The organism is Streptomyces sp. adm13(2018), assembly GCF_008042145.1.
Lineage (GTDB): Bacteria > Actinomycetota > Actinomycetes > Streptomycetales > Streptomycetaceae > Streptomyces.
Genome location: NZ_RDBH01000129.1, coordinates 395166 through 416529, shown reverse-complemented (window position 1 = coordinate 416529; position 21364 = coordinate 395166). Strand labels below are relative to the sequence as shown.

Here is a 21364-nt window from a genome sequence, read left to right as displayed (position 1 = left end):
GAGGACGGCCATGATCGACTTCCTCAACCGGAACATCTTCCAGCCCCACCCCGAACTGCTCGTCTTCCTCACCGTCGCGCTCGGCTTCCTCTTCGGCAAGCTCCGCTACAAGGCGATCGCCCTCGGCGCCGTCACCGGCTGCCTGGTGGCCGGCCTGCTCCTCGGCGCGCAGTTCAAGGTCACCATCGACGGCACGGTGAAGAACCTCTTCTTCACGATGTTCCTCTTCGCCCTCGGCTACAAGGTCGGCCCCCAGTTCTTCCGCGGCCTGAGGAAGGACGGCGTTCCGCAGGTCGTCAACGCCGTCGTGGTCTGCGTGACCGGGCTCCTCGTCTCCTGGGGCTTCGCCGTGATGCTCGGCTACGGCCCCGGCCTCTCCGCCGGCCTGCTCGGCGGCGCGCTCACCCAGTCCGCGGTCATCGGTGTCGCCCAGGACGCCATCGGCACCCTGCCGGGGCTCTCCGCCCAGCAGGTGAAGACCGAGGAGAACCTGGTCGCCATCGGCTACGCCGTCACCTATCCCCTCGGCACCATCCTCTGCGCGATGCTCCTCGCCAACGTCCTGCCCCGGCTGTACAAGCGGGATCTGGCCGAGGAGTCCGCGCGGCTGGCCAAGGAGCTCGACGCCCCCGAGGACGACCCCGACCTGGCCGAGGGCTACTACGAGGTCGTCCTGCGCGCGTACCGGCTGGACCGCCCGGCGCTGGTCGGCCGGACCATCGACGACTTCGAGAACCAGCAGAAGGAGCTCGGGCACCGCATCTACATCACCCGGGTCCGGCGCGAGGGCCTGATCCTCGACCACGACCAGCAGACGGTGCTGCGCTCCGGCGACGTGGTCGCCCTCAGCGCCCTGCGCGGCTCGCTCGTCGACTTCGACGCCCGCACCCACATCGGTCCCGAGACCGACGACGTGGAGCTGCTCGGCTACCGGACCGAGACCCTGCACGTCGTCGCCTCGGAGAAGGCGCAGCTCGGCAAGTCCATCGCCGACCTGCGCCGCGAGCCGTTCATGGTCGGCGTGTACGTCGACAAGGTCTACCGTTCGGGCGCGGAGTTCCCGTACCGGCTCTCCACGACCCTGGAGCGCGGCGACACGGTGATCCTCACCGGTCCCAAGCGTCTGGTGGACCCGGCCGGCCGGGCGATCGGCAAGCCCGTGCCGACCTCCTTCGCCACCGACATGCTCTGGGTGGGTCTCGGCATCTTCCTCGGCGGCTGCATCGGCATCCCGGCGCTGACCGTGTCGGGGGTGCCGATCTCGCTGTCGACCTCGGGCGGCGCGCTGATCATGGGTCTGGTCTTCGGCTGGATCCGCGGCAAGTACCCGACGTACGGCAACGTGCCGCCCGGCGCGCAGTGGTTCATGGACACCCTCGGCCTCTGCCTCTTCGTCGCGGTCGTCGGCATCAACGCCGGCCCGAGCTTCACCAGCGGTCTCTCGACGGCCGGCTGGGGGCTGCTCGTCTGGGGCGCGGTGGCGACGGTGGTGCCGCTGCTGGTGGGCTTCGGCGTCGGTCACCACATCCAGAAGATCCGCTTCCCGATCCTGATGGGCGTCCTGGCCGGCGGTCAGACGACGACCGCGGCGATCGGCGCGATCAACGAACAGTCCCGGTCCCAGATCCCCACGCTCGGCTACACGATCCCCTACGCGGTGGGCAACGTCCTGCTGACCATCTGGGGCGCCGTGATCGTCATCCTCACCCACTGAGCCGACCGTCCTCCCCCTCTCGTACGTAAGGAAGTCACCGTGCCCAGGACCACCTTCACCCGCGAGGAGATCCAGTCCTTCGCGCAGCTCTCGCCGTTCGAGCTGAAGGACAAGTTCATCAAGCTCGCGCAGGCCGCGCAGGCCGACCAGCCCGGCCAGAAGGACAAGTCGCAGACCCAGATGCTCAACGCGGGCCGCGGCAACCCCAACTGGGTCGCCACCGGCCCCCGCGAGGCCTTCCTCGCCCTCGGCCACTTCGCGCTCTCCGAGTCCCGCCGCGTCTGGACCGCCGACGACCTCGGCGGCATGCCGGAACTCCACGGCTCCGGGGACCGCTTCGACGCCTTCGTGCGGCGGCACCCGGACCTGCCCGGGATCGAGCTGCTCCAGAGCTGCGTGGAGTACGCCATCGAGCGCTTCGGCTTCGGCAAGGATGCGTTCGTGCACGAGCTGACCGACAGCTCGATCGGGGACAACTACCCGGTGCCGGACCGGATGCTGCCGCACGCCGAGCAGATCGTCCGCGGCTACCTCGACGACGAGATGTTCGGCAAGCGGCCGCCCGCCGGGACCATGGCGCTGTTCGCGACCGAGGGCGGCACGGCCGCCATGTGCTACATCTTCGACTCCCTGATGAAGAACGGCATCCTGCGGAAGGGCGACCGGATCGCCCTGATGGTGCCGGTCTTCACCCCGTACATCGAGATCCCCGAGCTCGACACCTACGACTTCGACGTCGTGACGGTCGAGGCGAACCTGTTCACCGAGACGGGCGTGCGCGAGTGGCGCTACCCGGCCGAGGAGGTCGCCAAGCTCGCCGACCCCTCGGTGAAGCTGGTCTGCCTGGTGAACCCCTCGAACCCGCCCTCGCTCGCGCTGAGCGACCGGGTCGCGAGCCAGATCCAGGAGATCGTCGCCACCAGCAACCCGAACCTGCTGATCGTCACGGACGACGTGTACGGCACCTTCGTCGAGGGCTTCCGCTCGATCGCCGCCGACCTGCCCCGCAACACGCTGCTCGTCTACTCGTACTCCAAGCACTACGGCTGCACCGGGCACCGGCTCGGCGTCATCGGCCTCCACGACGACAACGTCGTCGACGAGATGCTGGCGAACCTGCCGCCGGAGCAGAAGGAGCGCCTGAACAAGCGGTACGGGACGCTGTCCCTGGAGCCGGAGAAGATCCGGTTCATCGACCGCCTGGTCGCCGACTCCCGTCAGGTCGCCCTCAACCACACGGCGGGCCTCTCGCTCCCCCAGCAGGTCATGATGACGCTGTTCTCGCTGTTCGACCTGCTGCCCGAGGGCCAGGCCTACAAGGAGCGGATCCGCGGCATCGTCCGCAGGCGCCTCGAACTGCTCCTCGAAGGCGCCCACATGAAGATCGCCGACGACGTGAAGCGGGCCGCCTACTACGTGGAGCTCGACCTGCTCGCCGAGGCCGAGCGGGTGCACGGGAAGAAGTTCGCGGACTTCCTGGAGAAGAACTACGAACCGGTCGACCCGCTGTTCCGGCTCGCCGAGCAGACCGGCGTCGTCCTCCTCAACGGCGGCGGCTTCGACGGCCCCGAGTGGTCGGTCCGGGTGTCGCTCGCCAACCTCGACGACCTGGACTACCTGAAGATCGGCCATCACCTGCGGGCCATCTTCAACGACTACGCGGAGGAGTGGCGGGCCGCCACGGACTGAGGGCCGCGGACACAGGGGTGCGCGCCCCGGCCGGGAGGTGGGGTGTCTCCGGCCGGGGCGCGCGGTGTGGGGGGCGCGATGGATCTCGGGGGTGCCTACCGGTAGGCGGCGAAGGCCTTGGTGAAGGCCAGCGGCTGCTGGAGGATCGAGGAGCAGGTCGCGTCGGCGTGGTTCACGGCGCCGCCCGGGCACTGCTTGTCGCGGGTCGAGGACCACATCGAGAGCCAGCCGATCCCCTTGGACTTCGCGAAGTCGACGAGCTGGGTGGCGTCGTCGACCCTGAAGACCTCGCTGACGACGTCGTTGACGCCGATCATCGGGGTGACGGCGACGGCCTTCCAGGCGGCGGCGTCGGAGAGCCCGAGGACGCCCTTGATCTGCGCCTGCGTCGCGGTCGCGGCCTGGACGGCGTAGGTGCCCATGTCGGCGCTGTAGGCCGGCCCGTAGTCCATCGCCATGATGTTGACCGCGTCGACGCGGACCCCGTTGCGCTTCGCGTCGGCGAGCAGATCGACGCCCGGCTGGGTCAGGCCCTCGGGCATGACCGGCAGGGTGAAGGACACGTTCAGACCGGGGTGGGACTTCTGGAGCTGGGCGATCGCCTGGGAGCGGCGGGTGTTGGCGGCGGTGTCGGGCAGCGCCGCGCCCTCGACGTCGAAGTCGACCTTGGTCAGCCTGTACTGGTCGACGACCTTGCCGTACGCGGCGGCCAGCGCCGACGCGGAGGAGCAGTTCAGGGCGAGTTCGTGTCCCGCGGCACCGCCGAAGGAGACCCGGACGTCGCCGCCCTTGGCGCGCAGGGCTCCGATCTGGGCGGCGACCCGGTCGTTCGCCAGGTCGGTGACGCCGCCCCACAGCGGGGCGCAGGAGCCCCCGGAGGTGATGAAGGCGAGGTTGAACTCCTTCACGCCGGTGGCGTCGGCGGTGGCGAGCAGGTCGTACGCCGGGTAGAGCGAGGTGTCGACGTAGGGGGCGAACCGGGCGGCGGTGGCGGGCGCGCCGGTCGCGGTGGGCGTCGGGGGGGGGGAGGTCAGGGCGCGCGGGCCGGCCCCGGGGGACGTCAGCCCTCGGCGGCCCGAACGTCCCCGGCGGTCAGCTCTCGGCGGCCCGGCGGGTGCCGCCACCTCCGCGGCGGCGGCGGGCGGGGCGGTGGCCTCGGCGGCCGGTCGCGCCGCCCGTGCGGCGTCCGTCGAGGCCGATCCAGATCCGGACCTCCGTCCCGCCGAGGACCGAGTGCCCGAGGCGGACGTCGCCGCCGGTGGTCTCCGCCATCCGCCGCACGATGTCCAGGCCGAGGCCCGTGGAGCCGTCCCGGGAACCGCTGTTGCCCCGGGCGAGGGCGGCGGTCGGGTCGGCGATGCCGGTGCCCGCGTCGGAGACGAGGACGATGACCGCGTCCTCGCCGTTGTGGACGTCGACGGAGAAGGCCGTGCCCTCGGGGGTGTGCCGGAAGACGTTGCCGAGGAGCGCGTCGAGGGCGGCGACGAGTTCGGGGCGGGCGACGGGGATGCGGACCGGCCGGTCGACGCCGGCGACGCGGACCAGGCGGCCCTCGTCCTCGGCGAGCGCCGACCAGAACTCCATCCGCTCGCGGACCACTTCGGCGGCGTCGCAGCCGGCGCCGGGGCCGGTGGCCTGGGTCTGCGGCTTGGCGTCACGGGCGGTCCTGATGATGATGTCGACCTCGCGCTCCAGTTGCTCGACGGCGGCGCGGGTCTGCTCGGCGGCCGGACCGGAGCCCAGCGAGGCCGCGTTGAGCCGGAGGACGGTGAGCGGGGTGCGCAGCCGGTGGGAGAGGTCGGCGGCCAGTTCGCGTTCGTTGGCGAGGAGTTGGACGACCTGGTCGGCCATGGAGTTGAACGCGACGGCGGCCGACTTGAGTTCGGGCGGCCCCTCCTCGGGGACGCGGGCGCCGAGCCGGCCCTCGCCGAGGTCGTGGGCGGCGCCCGCGAGGCGCTGCGCGGGCTGGACCATCCGGACGCCGAGCCGGTCGGCGACGGCGACGGAGCCGACGATCAGGGCGATGCCGACGCCGGCCAGGACCAGCCAGGCGGTGGCGACGCCGTTGGACACCTCGCCCTCGGCGACGAAGAGTTCGACGACGGCGACCTGGCCGCTGCTGAGCGCGGTGGGCTGGAGCAGCGCGAAGCCGCCGGGGACCTCGGCGATGGAGGCCCGGCCGAGCCTGCGGGTGGCGGCCAGTTCCGCCTCGCCGGCCCGGCGGGTGCCGATCTCCAGCCCCGGGTCGCCGGGTCGGGCGGCTGGGACATGGACGGCGAGCCGTCCGGCGGCGCCGTCCTCGGTGGTGGCGACGGCCTTGTCGAGTTCCTCGCGGTCGGTGGTGATGGCGAGGACGGGGGCGAGGCCGGCGGCCCGCCGTTCGGCGTTGGAGAAGGCCCGGTCGCGGGCCATCTCCTTGACGACGAGCCCGAGGGGTACGGCGAAGGCGACGACGACCATGGCGGTGACGGCGAGCGACACCTTGACGAGCGCCCATCTCACGGCTGGGACTCCCGGGGCGGTTCCAGCTTGACGCCGACCCCGCGCAGGGTGTGCAGATAACGGGGCCGGGCGGCCGTTTCGCCCAACTTCCGCCGTAGCCATGACAAATGTACGTCGATGGTCTGGTCGTCCCCGTACGACTGCTGCCACACCTCGGCGAGCAGCTCCTTGCGCGGGACGACGACGCCGGGCCGTCCGGCGAGGAAGGCCAGCAGGTCGAACTCGCGGCGGGTGAGGTCCAGCGGACCCCCGTCCAGCTCCGCCTGACGGCGCAGCGGATCGACGGTGAGTCCGCCGACCCGGATCACCCGGGGCGGCGGGGCCTCGCCCGCGGCGGACCGGGCCCGGCGCAGGACGGCGGCCATCCGGGCCGAGAGGTGGTCGACCGAGAAGGGCTTCACGAGGTAGTCGTCGGCGCCCGCGTGGAGGAGCCGGACGATCTCCGCCTCGTCGTCGCGGGCGGTCGCGATGATCACCGGTACGTCGGTGATCCCGCGCAGCATCTTGAGCGCCTCCGACCCGTCCAGATCGGGCAGTCCGAGGTCCAGGATGACCACGTCGAACCGGAAATGGGCGACCTCGCGCAGCGCCTCCAGGGCCGTACCGACGCTCCGTACCGTGTGGGAGGCCTCGGAGAGCCGGCGGATGAGGGCGGAGCGCACGAACTGGTCGTCCTCGACCACGAGCACACTTGCCATGGGCCGCACCGTACGCCATCCGGGCGAACGCGCGGCACGGCGCACCCTGCGGCGGGGCACCCGGCGGCGTGGTGCAGTATGGCCCGGATGCGAAGAGGACTCGTTCACGCCCTGGCCTGGTCGCTCGCCACCGGCGCGGCGGTCACGCTCTCCTGGTGGGGAGTGCACACGGTCCTGTCCGGAACGGTGTACGACCCCCCGCGCGCGCTGCCCCTCCCGGCCGGCGGCGCCGGCGAACCGGACCCGGTCGGCGGCGATCCGCTGACCTCCTCGACCCGGCGGCCCGAGACCGTCGAGCCCACCGCGGCCGTCACGCGCAAGCCGACGCCCGACGGCACGGGTTCGACCTCGGCGACGCCGTCCGCGGCCCCCTCCCGGACACCGCGGCCGACGACGCAGCCGCCCCCCGCGACGACCGCCCCCTCGACCGGTTCGAACGTGAAGACCTACACGGTGGTTGGCGGCCGGGTCACCTTCGACATGGGCGCGGACTCGGCCGGACTGGTCTCGGCGATCCCCGCGTCCGGCTGGCAGATGCAGGTGTGGAAGCAGACGAGCTGGATCCGGGTGACGTTCACCGGGGAGGGCCGCGAGCTGTCCGTCTTCTGCGTCTGGCACGACACCGCGCCCCGCGTGGAGATCGACGACCGCCGGCTCTGAACCGGCGCCCCGGGTCCCGGCGCGGTCAGCGGAAGGCGGACGCGGGCGGTACGGGCGAGGGCTTGGCGCTCGCGTCGGTGACCGGCACCGCTCCCCCGGCGAACTCGGCGAGCGCCCTTCCGTGTTCGACCCGGCCCGGGTGCGGGTCGGTGGCCACCCGGCGGGTCAGCTCGGCCACCGGGAGCTCCCGGTCGGAGGCGAGCAGCACCGCGTTGCCGAAGCGCCGGCCGCGGAGCACCGTCGGGTCGGCGGCCAGGGCCAGTTCGGGGAAGACGGCCGCGGCCGTGGCGATCTGGCCGCGCAGATGCGTCAGCGGCGGGCCGTCGGCCAGGTTCGCGGCGTAGAAGCCGCCGGGCCGCAGCACCCGGCGCACCTCGCCGAGGAACTCGGTGCTGGTCAGGTGGGCGGGGGTGCGGGCGCCGCTGAACACGTCGGCGACGACCAGGTCGGCCCAGCCGTCCTGGACCTTGGCGAGCCCGGCGCGGGCGTCGGTGGAGCGGACCCGGATGCGGGCCCCGGCGTCGAGGGGCAGTTCGCGGCGGACGAGCTGGACGAGGAGGCCGTCGAGTTCCACGATCTGCTGGGTGGAGCGGGGCCGGGTCGCGGCGACGTACCGGGCGAGGGTGAAGGCGCCGCCGCCGAGGTGGACGGCCTGGAGCGGCCGCTGCGGCGGGGCGACGAGGTCGGCGATGTGGCCGAGGCGCCGCTGGTACTCGAAGGTGAGGTGGGCCGGGTCGTCGAGGTCCACGTGGGACTGCGGGGCGCCGTCGATCAGCAGCGTCCACGCGCGGGGGCGTTCCCGGTCGGGTATGAGTTCGGCGAGCCCGCCGTCGACGGTCTCGACGACGGAGGCGGCGGGCGCCCGGTCGCGCTGTCTGTTCCTGGCCACAGGGCCATTATCGGGGCATTCGCCCCGGCCCCGCCGCGCGGCCCCGGGCCCGGCGGCGGTCGCGGCGGCTCAGTGGCAGCCGTCCGCCGCCTCGATGAGCCGGGCCGCCTCGCCGAGCGCCTCGCGCAGCACGACGGGGTCGGTGACGGGGTCGGCGTCGCCCGGGGGCAGCAGCCAGCCGGCGGGGCGGGGCGCGTCCCCCGCGGGTTCCGGCAGTTCGGGCAGCTCGGGCAGGCGCAGGCCGCGGCCCGAGGTCCTGGTACAGGCGCTGCCGGGCATGTCCCAGCCGGCGGCCGTGCCGGGCGGCACGAGGAAGCCGAGGGTGTCGCAGGTGCCGTCGTGGACGACGGGGCCGACGGCGGGGACTGCGCCGCGGCGCAGGATGTCGACGGCCTCCAGGCCCTGCCGGACGGGCACGGTGACCAGGTCCCACGGTTCCGCGGACCCTCAGGAGCGAGGAGGGGTTCCCATGTCGGGGATCGGTTCCCAGTCGGCCAGGCGGCACGCGCCCGCCCCGGACGCCCGCGCGCCCCGGACCGCCCCCCAGGACCGGGGCGCGCGGGCGTCCGGGGCGGGCGCGTGCCGCGTGGCCGACTGGGAACCGATCTCCGACATGGGAACCCCTCCTCGCTCCTGAGGAGACACGTTCCGTCTCTCCCATACGGTTCAACGCCCGGGCGCGTCAACGGCTACGGCGCCATGCCGCCGCAAAGGATGGCAGTTCATGGCAGATCGCAGGCGAGATATCCGATTTGTTGCGGAACTCTGTGTGTCCATCCGGTCACAGCAGGTACGTTCTTGCCGCCGGACCACCCGGCAGCACAGGAGAGGGCTCGGCCATGGCGACGTCACGGGCAGTTCCCAATCTCGCCTTCCGCAGGCTCCGCGGGCAGCACTCGCCGGCGGAGTTCGCCGCGGCCGTCCGGCGGGCGGCGCGGGAGATCGGCGAACAGGTCGCGTGCGACGCCCGCTACATCGGGCGCGTGGAGGCGGGCGAGATCCGCTGTCCCAACTACGCGTACGAGCGGGTGTTCCTGCACATGTTCCCCGGTCTGGGTCTGTCGGACCTGGGCTTCTCCGCGCGGGAGACGGTGCGCGGCCGGCGACAGCCGGTCGCGGCCGGGGCTCCGGCTCCCGCGGCACTCCCGACCCGGAACGATGAGGAGAGCGACGTGCTGCGTCGCGCATTCATGACGAGCGGCTCCGCCACCCTGGCGGCCACCTCTCTGGGACTCGGCGGCCCCGCCGTCGCGATCCCCTCCCCCCGCGGCACCCACCGGATCGGCGACGCCGAGGTGCGGGCCGTCGAGGACGCCGTACGGCAGATCCGCCTGCTCGACGACCGGCACGGCGCCGACGGGCTCTACAAGGTCGCCGCCCACCCGCTCCGGGCCGCCTACGCGCTGCTCGACACGGGCACCATGGCCCGCCGCTCCACCGAGGACCGACTGCACGCGGGCGCGGGCGAACTCTCCCTCTCGGTGGGCTGGCTGGCCCACGACTCGGGCCGGCCCGAGGACGCCCGCTCGCACTACGCCGAGGCGCTGGCCACCGCGCGCGTGGCGGGGAACGCCGCCCTGGAGGCGCACGCCTTCTGCAACACCTCCTTCCTCGCCCGGGACACCGGCCGGTTCCGCGAGGCGGTCCGGGCCGCGCAGGCGGGCCTGCGGGCCGCGCAGGGCCTGGACTCGGACCGGCTGCGGTCGCTGCTCTCGCTGCGCGAGGCCGCCGCCTGGGCCGGGCTCGGCGACCGGTCGGCCTGCGAGCAGGCCCTCGGCCGCGCCCACGGCTTCTTCGACCGCGGCACGGCCGAGGACGACCCCGAGTGGATGTCGTTCTTCGGGGAGCCGGAGCGGGAGGCCCTGGAGGCCCAGTGCTGGTCGGCCCTCGGCGACTGGGGCCGCGCGGCCCGGCACGCCCACCGGGCCGCCGTCCTGCAGAACCCGCACTTCGCGCGGAACCTGGCGCTCTACCGCGCCCACCTCGCCAAGAACCTGGCGCACGCGGGCCGCCCGGACGAGGCCGAGGCGGAGGCGCGGCGGGTGATCGACTCCCTGGAGGGCATCGCCTCGGCCAGGATCCGCGACATGCTCGTCGACACCCGCCGGGCCCTCGCCGCGTACTGACCGGAGACCGCCCGGCGACTCTCGCGGCCGGGGCGCCTACTCCAGGTGCCCGGTGTCGTTCCAGCGCTCGACCGCAGGCGCCCCGTACGCCCAGCCGAGGACGGACAGGCTCGTCGGGTCCAGGCGGATGCGGGAGGCGAAGGAGACGTCCTCGCCGAGCCACCGGGCGCCGATCGACCGCAGGATGTGGCCGTGCGCGAAGACCAGGACGTCGCGGTCGGCCGAGCGGGCCCAGTTCACGATCTCGTCGGCGCGGTCCGACAGCTGCGCCAGGGTCTCGCCGTCCGGTACCGCGTCGCGCCAGATGAACCAGCCCGGCCGGATGTCCTGGATCTGCGGCGGGGTCAGCCCCTCGTACGCCCCGTAGTCCCACTCCATCAGCGCGTCCCACGGCTCGGCCCGCTCGCCGAAGCCGGCGAGTTCGCAGGTCTCGCTCGCCCGGACCAGCGGGCTGGTGCGCACCTCCACGCCGGGCAGCCCCGCCCAGGGGCCCCGGTGGAGGCGCTCGCCGAGGAGCTTCGCGCCGCGCCGCCCCTCGTCGAGCAGCGGGATGTCGGTCCTGCCGGTGTGCCGGCCGAGGAGCGACCACTCGGTCTGGCCGTGCCGGGCGAGCAGGATGCGCGGTGCCATGGGAAGGAATCTCCAGAGGTTCACGGTGCGGACGTGCCTCCTCCATCATCGCCCACGTGGATTCGGGGTGACGTGGGGGCAACCCGCGGGCGGCGTCCGGCGTCCCCTCCCCCGGGGCGACCGGCAGTCGGGGTGGGGGACCTTTCGTATGCGCAAGCCACGCTGGTGGGCGGAACTGGCACTGATCGGGGTCGTGTACGCGGCCTACTCGGGCGGGCGGCTGCTCGTCCGCGGCGACGAGGCCTCGGCCGTCGAGCACGGGCTGGCGATCCTGCGCCTGGAGCGGCTGCTCGGCATCGACGCCGAACATCCGCTGAACCGGCTGTTCACGGACGTGCCCGCGCTCGGGATCCCGGCGGACTTCGCGTACGCCTCCCTGCACTACCTGGTCACCCCGGCGATCCTGCTGTGGCTCTTCCGCCGCCGCCCCGCCCACTACCGGGCCGCCCGGACCTGGCTGATGGTCTCCACCCTGCTCGGCCTGGTCGGCTTCACCCTGCTGCCCACCTGCCCGCCCCGGCTGCTCGACCCGGTGCACGGCTTCACCGACACGATGGCGCACTTCAGCGCGTACGGCTGGTGGGGCGGCGAGGCCAGCGCGCCGCGCGGGCTCGGCGGTCTCACGAACCAGTACGCGGCCATGCCCAGCCTGCACGTCGGCTGGGCCCTGTGGTGCGGGGTGATGCTCTGGCGGTACGGGCGGACCCCGGCCGCGAAGGCCCTCGGGGTCGCGTATCCGCTGCTCACGACGGTGGTCGTGATGGGCACCGCCAACCACTACCTGCTGGACGCGGTCGCCGGCGCGGCCGTGATGGGGGCCGGTCTGCTCCTCACCCCGCCCGTGCTGCGGCTCGCCCGGCGACTGCGCGGAACGGCGGAAGCTCCCCCGGTTGTCAGTGGCGGATGCGAGACTTCCGCGGGTGAGCGCATCCCCGGACAGCGGACCTTCCCGACCTCCGCAGACGACACGTCGACCAGGGGCCTCCCCTGCTCCAGCTCCAGCTCCGGCGAAGCAGAGAGCGTGGGAGAGGCTCGCTGAGCTGCGCGGACCGGCCACCCCGCCGCGTCCGCTCGACGCGCGGGCCCTCGCGGCGCTGGCCGCGAACCCCGGCTGCCGGCGCCGGGCCCTGCTCGACGGCGCGGGCGTCGACAAGTCCGCCCTGGCCGAGAGGCTCGGCTCGCCCGCCCCCTTCGGGCAGTCCCAGTTCGCGATCGTCCGGGGGAACTCCTTCGAGGCGAAGGTCAAGGCCGACGGCGGCCGCGAGCTGCTGCGGCTGATCGGCGTCGAGGAGCCGGGCGCGGTCTCCGTGCCCGAGCTGACGGCCGCCGGACCCGAGGGGCGGGTGGCCCGCACCGCCCTCGCCCTGCGGGAGGCGACCGCGGCCGGCGCGTGGACTCTCCTCGACCACCCGCTGCTCGCCCTGGAGGTGGCCGGTTCGCCGGTCTACCTGGAGCCGGACGCCGTGGTGGTCCGCCCCGACGGCGGGTGGACGGTCGTGGAGATCAAGTCCTTCCCGATGGTCGACGGCGCGGCGGACGCCTCCAAGGTCGGCGCGGCCGCCCGGCAGGCCGCCGTGTACGTGCTCGCGCTCGAACGGGTGGCGGCGGTCACCGAGGGCGCCCGGGTGGCCCCCTCGGTGCTCCTCGTCTGCCCGAAGGACTTCTCCAACCTGCCGACGGCCTCGGTCGTCGACGTGCGCAAGCAGCGGTCGGTGACCCGCCGCCAGCTCGACCGGCTGACCCGGGTCGACGAGATCGCCGCCGCGCTGCCCGAGGGCGTCGGCTTCGACCTGGCGGAGCGCTCGGCGGAGGAGCTGGCGGCGGCCGTGGAGTGCGTGCCCCACCAGTACGCGTCGGAGTGCCTGGCCGCCTGCGAGCTGGCCTTCCACTGCCGCTCGCGGGCCCGGGAGGCGGAGGCGGTGGAGACCCTGGGCCGCTCGGTACGGGGTGAGCTGGGCGGGCTGACGACGGTCGGCGCGGTCCTCCGGGCCGCCCGGGGCGAGGAGGGGGACCCGGACGACCCGGCGGTGGCGGCGCTGCGCCGGGCGCGGGCCCTGCGCGAGGAGGCCCTGGCGGGGGCGGAGGCGCGGACATGTCGCTGATCTCCACCCTGGCCCGGATGGAGGCCGTCGAGTCCGGCCGCGCGCAGCCGCTGGCCACCGTCCGGCACCGGCGGCTCTCCGCACGGCCCCTCGTCCTCGTCCCGCTGACCACGGCCGGTGAGGCGGGTGCCCCGCTGGGGGCGCTCGTCGGCACCGACCCGGAGGAGCCGAGGCTCCTGGTGGTGGCCCAGCCCCGGGACCGGGAGCTGCGGTTCGCCTTCCTCGCCGATCTGGCCGAGGAGGTCCTGCCGTACGTCGACTCCTTCGCGGCGGCCGTCGAGGCGGCGGAGAAGAGCGAGGTCGACCCCGAATCCGGCAAGAAGGTGAAGGTCGAGGTCGAGCTGTGCGCGGACGCGCCGCAGCTGATCGTGCCGAGCCGGGCGGGCATCGAGTACGTACGGCTGCTCGGGCGGTCCACGCGGTTCCGCCGGACGGCCGAGCAGGACCCGGAGACGCCGTTCCCCGCGCCGCCCCGGGTGCCGCTGCTCGGGCGGTGGCTGACGCACTTCGGCGACCGGGCCCGGGTGCCCGGGTCCTCGCTGCTGCTCAGCGCGACCGACCTGCTCAACCGGCACTGGGCGACCGGTCAGTCCTCGCTGGAGGACCAGCACCTGGGGGCGCTGCTCGCGTGGATCGACCCGTACGACGGGGGGCCGGGCGCCGAGGCGGCGCTGCGGGCCGAGACGGGCCGGGACCCGCGGGGGCAGCTGTTCTGTCCGCCCGCCGGGCCCGCCACCGATCCCGCCTTCGACAACGGGCTGCTCGCGCCCGCGATCGAGCGGTACGACCGGGCGCGGCAGGCGGTCGGCGCGGCCGAGGACGGCGAGGCGGCCGAGCGCGGTCTCGGTGAGCTGCACCGGGCGGAGCGGGAGGTGCGGCGGCTGGTCGTCTCCCAGCTGCGGCCCACCTGGGACGCGGTCTGGCGAGCGGTCGGTCTGCTGCGGGAGCTGCCGGAGGGGGCCAGGGTCGAGGACCGCTGGACCCGCGACCGCTGGTCGTTCACCGCCCACCGGGACCGGGTCACCGCGGGCGAGCCGCCGCAGCCGCGCCGGGACGACGCCGTGACGGCGGCCCGGAAGCTCGCCGCGCGGGAGCAGGCGCAGGGTCAGCTGGAGGCGCAGGAGGCCCTGGACGATCCGCTGGTGCTCGCCGGACGGCGGCTGTCGGGCGAGGCGTTCGCGGCCGAGGTGGTCGAGGTGACGATGGCGTGGACGGAGTCCAAGCGGCCCGCCCCGCGGCCGCTCCTCACGGTCCGCACCGAGGACCGGCCGCATCTGGGCGAGAAGGTGAAGGTGTACCGCTCGCTCGACGGGAAGCCGCAGTCGGCGGAGTTCGTGCGGTACGAGGAGGACGGGGCGCTGCTGCTGCGGCTCCTCGACCGGATGGGCCGCTCGAAGGAGCCGGCGGAGGGCTCGGTGCCGGAGAAGGGCGAGCGGATCGCCTTCACCCTGTTCGAGCACGACCAGCGGGTCGGGCCGCAGCTGCCGGAGGCCGAGGAGACGCCCTGGACGCACGGCGGTCCGCCGCGGGCCGACGCCGTGGAACTGCCCGACGCCGTGACCCCGGAGGACGTGCTGTGACCGTGTTCGACCTGTCGAGGCCGCCCGTCGGGGACGCGGCGCCGTTCGACCCCTCGGCCGCCGCGGGCCGGGCGACGGCCGACATCCTCGCGGCCACCCTGCACGGCACCGCGCGCGGGGTGGTGGTGGACTCCCCGCCCGGCGCCGGGAAGTCGACGCTGGTGGTGCGGGCCGCCCTCGAACTGGCCGCGGAGGGACGCCCGCTGATGGTGGTGGCCCAGACGAACGCGCAGGTGGACGACCTGGTGCTGCGGCTCGCCGAGAAGGAGCCGGACCTGGAGGTCGGCCGGCTCCACTCGAACGACAGCGACCCGTACGACAAGGCGCTGAACGACCTGGAGAACGTACGGAAGTCGGCGAAGGCGGGTGAGCTCGCCGGGCTGCCGGTGGTCCTCTCCACGGCCGCCAAGTGGGCGCACGTGAAGAACGTCGAGCCGTGGGCGCACGCGATCGTCGACGAGGCGTACCAGATGCGCTCGGACGCGCTGCTCGCGGTGGCGGGGCTCTTCGAGCGGGCCCTGTTCGTGGGCGATCCCGGGCAGCTGGACCCGTTCTCGGTGGTGGGCGCCGAGCAGTGGGCGGGACTCTCGTACGACCCGTCGGCGAGCGCGGTCTCCACCCTGCTCGCGCACAACCCCGACCTGCCGCAGCACCGGCTGCCGGTGTCCTGGCGGCTGCCGGCCTCGGCGGCGCCGCTGGTCTCGGACGCGTTCTATCCGTTCACGCCGTTCCGCAGCGGCACCGGGCCCGGCGACCGGCGGCTCTCCTTCGCGGTCGCCTCGGACGGCTCGGGGCCCGACCGGGTGCTGGACGAGGCGGCGGAGTCGGGCTGGGGCCTGCTCGAACTGCCCGCCCGGCACACCCCCCGCACCGACCCGGAGGCGGTGGCCGCGGTCGCCGTCGTGGTGCGCCGGCTCCTCGACCGGGGCGGGGCCGCGGTCTCCGAGCGCTCGGAGACCCCCGTGCCGCTGACGCCCGACCGGGTCGCGGTCGGCACCGCGCACCGCGACCAGGCGGCGGCGGTCCGCGCGGCCCTCGCCGGGCTGGGCGTCACGGGCGTGACGGTGGACACCGCGAACCGGCTCCAGGGACGCGAGTACGACGTGACGGTCGTCCTCCACCCGCTGTCCGGCCGGCCCGACGCGACCGCCTTCCACCTGGAGACGGGCCGGCTGTGCGTGCTCGCCTCCCGGCACCGGCACGCGTGCGTCGTGGTCTGCCGGGCGGGCGTCGCGGACCTGCTCGACGCCCACCCGTCGACCGAGCCGGTGCAGCTGGGCGCCGCCGTGTCGTTCCCGGACGGCTGGGAGGCGAACCACGCGGTCCTCTCCCACCTGGAGGAGCACCGCGTCACCTGGACGCCCTGACCGCGGCGGGGCCGGGCGGCCCGTGCGCGCCACGGCCCGACGCCCTCTTGCGGGGCGCGGGACAATGGAGAGCGGCCCGGGGTTCCGGGCCGCCCGTGTGCGGGGAGCCGGTGCGCGACGTGCCGGTGCCGTACCGGGGCAACGGGAACGTGAACGGGAACGTGCACATGGACGTGAAGAGGAGAGCGACGATGGCGGAACCCGCGGAGCGGAGCGGACAGCGGCGGCTCAGGCCGGCACCGCTGGTCTTCGAGCCTGCCGAGGCGACCGCCGACCCGGAGCACTTCTTCGACCTGGAGTCGATAGACGACCCCCGGGAGCTGCTGTCCCGCGCGACGGAGCTGACGCTGGCGTTCCGCGCGGCGACGGACCGGGCGACCGAGTTCCAGGCGATCGCGGCGGCGCAGCTGGCGGACCCGCGCCGGTTCGACCGGCTGACGCCCGCGGACGTCGCCGAGCGGGCGCAGTGGACCGAGGACTACGCCCGGAAGATGATCGAGTTCGGCCACGACCTGATCAGGACGAACGGGCGGCCGGCGGAGGACTGAGCCGCGCACGCCCCGGGCCTCCGGCCGGCTCCACGGAGGCGGCCGGAGGCCCGGAGCGTGCGGGGGCTTGGTCATGGGTGGCTGGAATACCACCCCTGGCATATGCCGGGAGGGCACGATACTCCTCGCCCTCCCCTCCTGTCCGGGATTCCGTGAACTCTCGGCGACGGTTACGTGACTCCCGGTAGATCTGGAGCATGACGACGTGGACGCGCGACGAGGCCCCGCACGACATCACCCGGACGCCCTGGGTGCCCCGGATCCTCCGGTTCCCCGGGGAGGGCGACGAGGGGCGGCACCAGCCCGCCCGGGTGACCGCCGACGGCGCCTCCTGGCTCACCTCCGCCACCGGGAGCCGCGAGGCCGCGCTGACCCGCTGGGAGTCGCGGCCGTCCTCCCCGGCCGCACTGCCCTGCGGGACCGTCTTCGACGTCGTCAACGTGGACCCGGTCTTCGGGCGCCGGATGCTGGACCGGCTCTGGGAGGAGGGCCCGGGCTCGGGGCCCGTCGCGGTGCACCGGGGCCGGATGATGCTGTTCGCCGCGCCGGGCACCGCCCAGCGGCTGCCGGCCCTGCTCGACTGGGAGGACTGGGGCGACAGCGTCCCCCGGCCGCTCTGCCACGGGCTCGGGGACGCCGTGACCGTGCCGCCGCTGGTGCCGTCCGACGGCGAGGGACCCCGCTGGCTCGTGGCACCCGACACGCGCAGTCCGTGGCTGCCCGGACCCGAGGTCGTGCTCTGGGCCTGCGTCCGGGCCGCCCGCTCGGCATCCGCCGCCGACGTGCGGGTATCGATTTTTCCTCCCGCCGATCCGGATGCTAATGTCTACGACGTCAGCAGGCGCCGCTAGCTCAGTTGGTTAGAGCAGCTGACTCTTAATCAGCGGGTCCGGGGTTCGAGTCCCTGGCGGCGCACCGACAGAAGAAGCCCCTCGCGGAAGCGGGGGGCTTCTTCGTGTTCCCGGCCGTCCCGGGATCCGGCTCTCAGCCGACGGGGGGCGGGGTGATCCGGACCGTCCAGGCGCCCGCCGCGGTGCGTTCCGCGACCTCCACCCGTACCCCCGTACCGGGCACGGTGAGCGTCTCGCCCTCCTCCAGCGGGGCGTCCGCGAGCGGCGGGTAGACGGAGCGGTCCCAGCAGGCCTCGGTGCGCGGATGGGCGTCGACGACCTCGACGGGCCCGTCGCCGGAGGCGGCGGTGCCGCGGATCCGGTAGACGAGGACGCCCTCGGTGCAGGTGTCGGCGTTGCTCCCGGCCCGGCCCCGCGCCTCGATCGCGAGAACGCTGTCGGGGCCGGTGCGGACCACGGCGAGCCGGGTCCCGAGCGTGGCCCCGGCCGCCGGCTGGGCGTCGGTCGCCTCCAGGGTCACCATCCGGGGGTCCGTCCCCTGGACACAGGCGATCTGCGCGCCGGAGAGCCAGCCGAGCTTCCACTTGTGCCAGCCGAAGAGGTCGGGGGACAGCCCGAACTGGCTGCCCATGACGTCCCAGTCACCCACATGGGTGTCCCAGTCGCCCTTGCCGTCCACCGGGCGGCGGTAGAGGTCGGGCAGGTCGAAGACGTGCCCGGTCTCGTGCGCCAGCACGTTCCGGTCCGGCGGGTGCCGCTCGAAGACGGTGACCACCCGCCTGATCTCGGTGCCGTCGACCTCCAGCGGCTTCTCCAGGTTGACGACCTTGGTCGCGTCGGAGTCCACTCCGGGCGCGTCCGGGTCGGCGACCAGGTAGACGATGTCGTACCGGGAGAAGTCGACGCTCGCGTCGGCGGCGTCGATCGCGTCCCGGAGGTAGGCGGCGCGCTGACCGGCGTCCCAGTCGCGCCGTATGTCGTACGCGCCCGACTCCTTCGGCATGGCGGTCCAGACGCGCTGGATGTCCGGGCGCAGGGTGAACCGCCCGTAGGAGGCGCGGGTGAAGAACTCGCTGGTGGCGGGGAAGTGGTCGGCGGCCAGTTCGGCCGGGTCGTTGAGTGGCTCGGAGTCCGGGAACGACAGGAAGATCATGACCGCGTCGAGGGGGCGGTCGGGGCGCGGATACGACCTGTTCCAGGTGTCGAGGCCGAGCGAGTGATGGGCCGCGGTGCGGGGCAGGACGCAGGGCCCGGCCGCCGGGGCTCCGACGGCGGGCCCGGCGACGAGCCCGGTGGCGGCGAGGGCGGCGAACGAGGTGAGGGCCGCCGCGCCGGCACGCAGCCGCGAGCGTTCCACTCCCCCGAGTGGCTGCTGACCCCTCACGTGGACCTCCGGATCGGGAATGCGGGACACCTCAACCACCTTGTGATGGTTTGCGACGTTTCGCATGTTTCCGCTGCCCCGGTCGGGTGAGGGCGCGCCATGGCGTCGACGCGACACGGACGCGCTTCAGCTCACGGAAAGTCACTTTCGGTCACGTCGGCGTCGACCCGTGTCAGACCTGAGCAGAAACGATCGGGCGGGGTGTTCCGGCGGGAGGCCTCACCGGATCGGCCGTCCCCCGGAGGCACCGTGGAGCTGGAACGCTCCCCCGTACGGGCTCTATGATCGGCACACTCTTCCTCGGCCGACCGTTCCGACCTCTGCGACCGGCCCGACTGCACTACGGGAGCGAGCGTGAGCGGAACCCCCGAAGGACCGGTGCACCCAGAGCCGCCGGAGACGCGCGCGGCGGAGTCCGCACTCACGGAGCGTCACCCCCCGTACGGAGCCGAGCACCGCGTCGGCTGTTCCCCCTCGGAACTCCGGGATCACCGCGCCGCGTTCCGCGCCTCCCCGCTCGCGATGGCCCTCGTCGACCAGCACGGCCTCGTCGTCACGGCCAACGACACCTTCGGCGCCCTCCTCGGCGCCGCGCCGGAGGCACTGCGGGACCAGGCCGCCGCCGACCTCGTCGACCTCGGGTCCGACGGGCGCACCTGGCACGCGTACAGCGAGGTGCTGCGCGGCCGCCGCTCCCGCTTCCGCTGCACCCGCCGCCTCAAGCACGCCGACGGCCGCTCGCTGTGGGTCGAGGTCACCGTGGCCCCGGTGCCCGACAGTCCGCGCGTCCTGGTGTCGATCGCGGACATCAGCGACCGGCGCGAGCTCCAGGCGCGGCTGCGGCACCTCCAGATGCACGACCCGGTGACCCGGCTGCCCAACCGCGCCCTGTTCTTCGAGCGGCTCTCGGCCGCCCTGGAGTCCTCGGCGCAGGACGCGGCGGACATGGCGAGCGCGGCGTCCATCGCGGGCACCGCGAGCACCCCGACCACCGCGGGCACGGCGGACGGCACGGCGGGCACGGCGGCCCGCCGCAGGGCGATCAGCTCTTCCTACGAGTCGTACGGGTATGGCAGAACAGGGCGGATCGGTCTCTGCTACCTGGACCTCGACGGCTTCAAGGCGGTCAACGACACCCTCGGCCACCGGGTCGGCGACCGGCTCCTCGCCGCCGCGGCCGCCCGTCTGACGGAGTGCGCGGACGGCGACGGCTACACCCGCAGCGGCGGCCATCTGGTGGCCCGGCTCGGCGGGGACGAGTTCGCCATCCTGGTCGAGGACTCCACCGGCACCGAGCAACTGGCCGACCTGGCCCGCTCGGTGCTGTGCGCCCTCCAGGAGCCCTTCGACCTGGGCGGCCGGCGGCTCTCGGTCTCCGCGTCGATCGGCGTGGTCGAGCGCTCGGGGGCCGGCACCACGGCGACGGCCCTGATGCAGGACGCCGACACCACGCTGTACTGGGCGAAGGCGGACGGCAAGGCCCGCTGGACCTTCTTCGACCCGGAGCGCAACGCGCACCGGATGACCCGGCAGTCGCTCTCCTCCACGCTCCGGCCGGCCGTGGAGCGGGGGGAGTTCGCCCTGGAGTACCAGCCGCTGGTGGATCTGACGGACGGCGCGGTGCGCGGGGTGGAGGCGCTGGTGCGCTGGCACCACCCCCAGTTCGGCACCCTGCCGCCGAATCGGTTCGTCGGGATCGCCGAGGAGGACGGCTCCATCGTGGAGCTCGGCCGCTGGGTGCTGCGCTCGGCCTGCCTCCAGGCCCGGCAGTGGCAGCAGGACCGTCCGGACGAGCGCCCGATCTTCGTCAGCGTCAACGTGGCGGTCCGCCAGGTCTGGGACTCCGACCTGGTCACCGACGTGGCCGGGATCCTCGCGGAGACGGGGCTCGCCCCGCACCTGCTCCAGCTGGAACTGACCGAGTCCGCGGTGATGGGCTCCGCCGGGCGGCCGCTCCAGGCGCTCCAGGCGCTGAGCGACATGGGGGTGCGGATCGCGATCGACGACTTCGGCACCGGCTACTCGAACCTGGCCTACCTGAGCCGGCTGCCGGTCTCCGTCCTCAAGCTGGACGGCGCGTTCGTCCGGGGCTTCCAGGACGAGGAGCACGCCAACCCGGCCGACGAGCTGATCGTCGAGGCGCTGGTGCAGCTGGCGCACCGGCTGGGGCTGACGGTCACCGCCGAGTGCGTCGAGACCTCGGGGCAGGCGAACCGGCTGCGCAGCATCGGCTGCGACACGGGGCAGGGCTGGCTGTACTCGCGGGCGGTGGCGCCGGACCGCATCCCGGAACTGCTCGGCTCGGAGCCACTGCCGGCCTGAGGCCCGGCGGCCCGGACGCCCCCGGGCGCCGGGCCGGGGCATGGAACTGCCCCCGGCCGGAGGGACATTCCGGGCGGGGGCAGTGGTTCATGCGGGGTTCAGCGGGTGGTGCGGGGCGTCAGCAGGCGCCCTGGTCCTTCCAGACGCCCCACTCYCCGGTSGWGCCSGGSGTCTCGTTCTGGGTCCACCACTGGGCCTTGTACMTGCGGCCGTTGTGGGAGACCWCGTTGCCCGCGTTGTAGARCGTGCCGGCCACGTACGCCGGGACCGAGCCGCAGCCCGTGGGCGGGGTGGTCGGAGGC

At 74.0% G+C, this 21364-nt stretch carries 18 protein-coding genes, 1 tRNA gene and 1 pseudogene; 12 read left to right on the top strand and 8 right to left on the bottom strand.

All coding sequences use genetic code 11. The features are described from left to right. Nucleotides 1-10: 10 nt before the first annotated feature. On the top strand, nt 11-1714 hold the full coding sequence (gene aspT / locus EAO70_RS18560) for an aspartate-alanine antiporter (RefSeq protein WP_148004035.1): 1704 nt from the start codon (nt 11-13) through the stop codon (nt 1712-1714). A gap of 39 nt (nt 1715-1753) precedes the next feature. Beyond that, a complete protein-coding gene (locus tag EAO70_RS18555) occupies nt 1754-3403 on the top strand; it encodes a bifunctional aspartate transaminase/aspartate 4-decarboxylase (RefSeq protein WP_148004034.1) in 1650 nt (549 codons plus the stop codon). A gap of 95 nt (nt 3404-3498) precedes the next feature. On the opposite strand, the pseudogene EAO70_RS18550 reads toward EAO70_RS18555, so the two are convergent. The 3 genes and pseudogenes from EAO70_RS18550 to EAO70_RS18540 all read right to left on the bottom strand — a co-directional run. After that, nucleotides 3499-4431 (bottom strand): annotated as a pseudogene (locus EAO70_RS18550) (chitinase); the annotation flags it as partial. A gap of 64 nt (nt 4432-4495) precedes the next feature. After that, nucleotides 4496-5905: a sensor histidine kinase gene (locus tag EAO70_RS18545; protein ID WP_148004033.1), complete on the bottom strand. Its 1410-nt coding sequence runs from the start codon at nt 5903-5905 to the stop codon at nt 4496-4498. After that, complete coding sequence (locus EAO70_RS18540; protein ID WP_187283943.1) at nt 5902-6603, bottom strand: response regulator transcription factor; 702 nt, start codon at nt 6601-6603, stop codon at nt 5902-5904. Before EAO70_RS18540 ends, EAO70_RS18545 begins: the two co-directional genes overlap by 4 nt. Nucleotides 6604-6681: 78 nt before the next feature. On the opposite strand from EAO70_RS18540, the gene EAO70_RS18535 reads away from it, so the two are divergent. Further along, a complete protein-coding gene (locus tag EAO70_RS18535) occupies nt 6682-7263 on the top strand; it encodes a hypothetical protein (protein ID WP_148004031.1) in 582 nt (193 codons plus the stop codon). 25 nt (nt 7264-7288) lie between these two features. On the opposite strand, the gene EAO70_RS18530 is transcribed toward EAO70_RS18535, so the two are convergent. Both EAO70_RS18530 and EAO70_RS18525 read right to left on the bottom strand, forming a co-directional pair. Next, a complete protein-coding gene (locus tag EAO70_RS18530) occupies nt 7289-8152 on the bottom strand; it encodes a spermidine synthase (RefSeq protein WP_148004030.1) in 864 nt (287 codons plus the stop codon). Nucleotides 8153-8221: 69 nt separating this feature from the next. Then, nucleotides 8222-8578 carry a hypothetical protein gene (locus tag EAO70_RS18525; RefSeq protein ID WP_148004029.1) on the bottom strand — a complete coding sequence of 119 codons (357 nt, stop codon included), beginning with the start codon at nt 8576-8578 and terminating at the stop codon, nt 8222-8224. 413 nt (nt 8579-8991) lie between these two features. On the opposite strand from EAO70_RS18525, the gene EAO70_RS18520 reads away from it, so the two are divergent. Continuing rightward, a complete protein-coding gene (locus EAO70_RS18520) occupies nt 8992-10278 on the top strand; it encodes a tetratricopeptide repeat protein (RefSeq protein ID WP_148004028.1) in 1287 nt (428 codons plus the stop codon). Nucleotides 10279-10314: 36 nt separating this feature from the next. On the opposite strand, the gene EAO70_RS18515 is transcribed toward EAO70_RS18520, so the two are convergent. Next, nucleotides 10315-10908, bottom strand: a complete 594-nt coding sequence (locus EAO70_RS18515; RefSeq protein ID WP_148004027.1) for a histidine phosphatase family protein — start codon at nt 10906-10908, stop codon at nt 10315-10317. 148 nt (nt 10909-11056) lie between these two features. Between EAO70_RS18515 and EAO70_RS18510 the strand changes: the two genes are divergently transcribed. The 7 genes from EAO70_RS18510 to EAO70_RS18480 all read left to right on the top strand — a co-directional run bounded on the left by EAO70_RS18510 (nt 11057) and on the right by EAO70_RS18480 (nt 17420). Further along, the gene (locus tag EAO70_RS18510; RefSeq protein ID WP_148004026.1) at nt 11057-11947 is read left to right on the top strand and encodes a phosphatase PAP2 family protein; all 891 of its coding nucleotides are present in this window, start codon (nt 11057-11059) and stop codon (nt 11945-11947) included. Beyond that, the gene (locus EAO70_RS18505) at nt 11829-13010 is read left to right on the top strand and encodes a hypothetical protein (protein ID WP_148004025.1); all 1182 of its coding nucleotides are present in this window, start codon (nt 11829-11831) and stop codon (nt 13008-13010) included. The genes EAO70_RS18510 and EAO70_RS18505 overlap by 119 nt, the downstream gene beginning before the upstream one ends. After that, nucleotides 13001-14590, top strand: coding sequence for a hypothetical protein (locus tag EAO70_RS18500; protein ID WP_148004024.1), 1590 nt, complete (start codon nt 13001-13003; stop codon nt 14588-14590). Before EAO70_RS18505 ends, EAO70_RS18500 begins: the two co-directional genes overlap by 10 nt. Then, nucleotides 14587-15957, top strand: coding sequence for an AAA family ATPase (locus EAO70_RS18495; RefSeq protein WP_187283942.1), 1371 nt, complete (start codon nt 14587-14589; stop codon nt 15955-15957). Before EAO70_RS18500 ends, EAO70_RS18495 begins: the two co-directional genes overlap by 4 nt. Before the next feature lie 191 nt (nt 15958-16148). Continuing rightward, nucleotides 16149-16505 carry a hypothetical protein gene (locus tag EAO70_RS18490; RefSeq protein ID WP_148004023.1) on the top strand — a complete coding sequence of 119 codons (357 nt, stop codon included), beginning with the start codon at nt 16149-16151 and terminating at the stop codon, nt 16503-16505. Nucleotides 16506-16702: 197 nt separating this feature from the next. Next, a complete protein-coding gene (locus EAO70_RS18485) occupies nt 16703-17356 on the top strand; it encodes a bifunctional DNA primase/polymerase (protein WP_187283941.1) in 654 nt (217 codons plus the stop codon). Beyond that, a tRNA-Lys gene (locus EAO70_RS18480) sits at nt 17347-17420 on the top strand. Before EAO70_RS18485 ends, EAO70_RS18480 begins: the two co-directional genes overlap by 10 nt. A 69-nt stretch (nt 17421-17489) precedes the next feature. Here EAO70_RS18480 and EAO70_RS18475 read toward each other — a convergent pair. Beyond that, on the bottom strand, nt 17490-18740 hold the full coding sequence (locus EAO70_RS18475) for a M6 family metalloprotease domain-containing protein (RefSeq protein WP_148005218.1): 1251 nt from the start codon (nt 18738-18740) through the stop codon (nt 17490-17492). Nucleotides 18741-19094: 354 nt separating this feature from the next. Here EAO70_RS18475 and EAO70_RS18470 point away from each other — a divergent pair, with 354 nt between their 5' ends. After that, nucleotides 19095-21062: a putative bifunctional diguanylate cyclase/phosphodiesterase gene (locus EAO70_RS18470; protein ID WP_148004022.1), complete on the top strand. Its 1968-nt coding sequence runs from the start codon at nt 19095-19097 to the stop codon at nt 21060-21062. 118 nt (nt 21063-21180) lie between these two features. Here EAO70_RS18470 and EAO70_RS18465 read toward each other — a convergent pair. Next, on the bottom strand, nt 21181-21364 hold a 184-nt coding region (locus EAO70_RS18465), incomplete at its 5' end, for a carbohydrate-binding protein (RefSeq protein ID WP_261992934.1).

Bases quoted from the DNA above. Each gene is read 5' to 3' on its own strand.
- aspT (WP_148004035.1), top strand. From the start codon at position 11: ATGATCGACTTCCTCAACCGGAACATCTTCCAGCCCCACCCCGAACTG.
- EAO70_RS18540 (WP_187283943.1), bottom strand. From the start codon at position 6,603: ATGGCAAGTGTGCTCGTGGTCGAGGACGACCAGTTCGTGCGCTCCGCC.
- EAO70_RS18535 (WP_148004031.1), top strand. From the start codon at position 6,682: ATGGCCCGGATGCGAAGAGGACTCGTTCACGCCCTGGCCTGGTCGCTC.
- EAO70_RS18520 (WP_148004028.1), top strand. From the start codon at position 8,992: ATGGCGACGTCACGGGCAGTTCCCAATCTCGCCTTCCGCAGGCTCCGC.
- EAO70_RS18515 (WP_148004027.1), bottom strand. From the start codon at position 10,908: ATGGCACCGCGCATCCTGCTCGCCCGGCACGGCCAGACCGAGTGGTCG.
- EAO70_RS18510 (WP_148004026.1), top strand. From the start codon at position 11,057: ATGCGCAAGCCACGCTGGTGGGCGGAACTGGCACTGATCGGGGTCGTG.
- EAO70_RS18500 (WP_148004024.1), top strand. From the start codon at position 13,001: ATGTCGCTGATCTCCACCCTGGCCCGGATGGAGGCCGTCGAGTCCGGC.
- EAO70_RS18490 (WP_148004023.1), top strand. From the start codon at position 16,149: ATGGCGGAACCCGCGGAGCGGAGCGGACAGCGGCGGCTCAGGCCGGCA.
- EAO70_RS18485 (WP_187283941.1), top strand. From the start codon at position 16,703: ATGACGACGTGGACGCGCGACGAGGCCCCGCACGACATCACCCGGACG.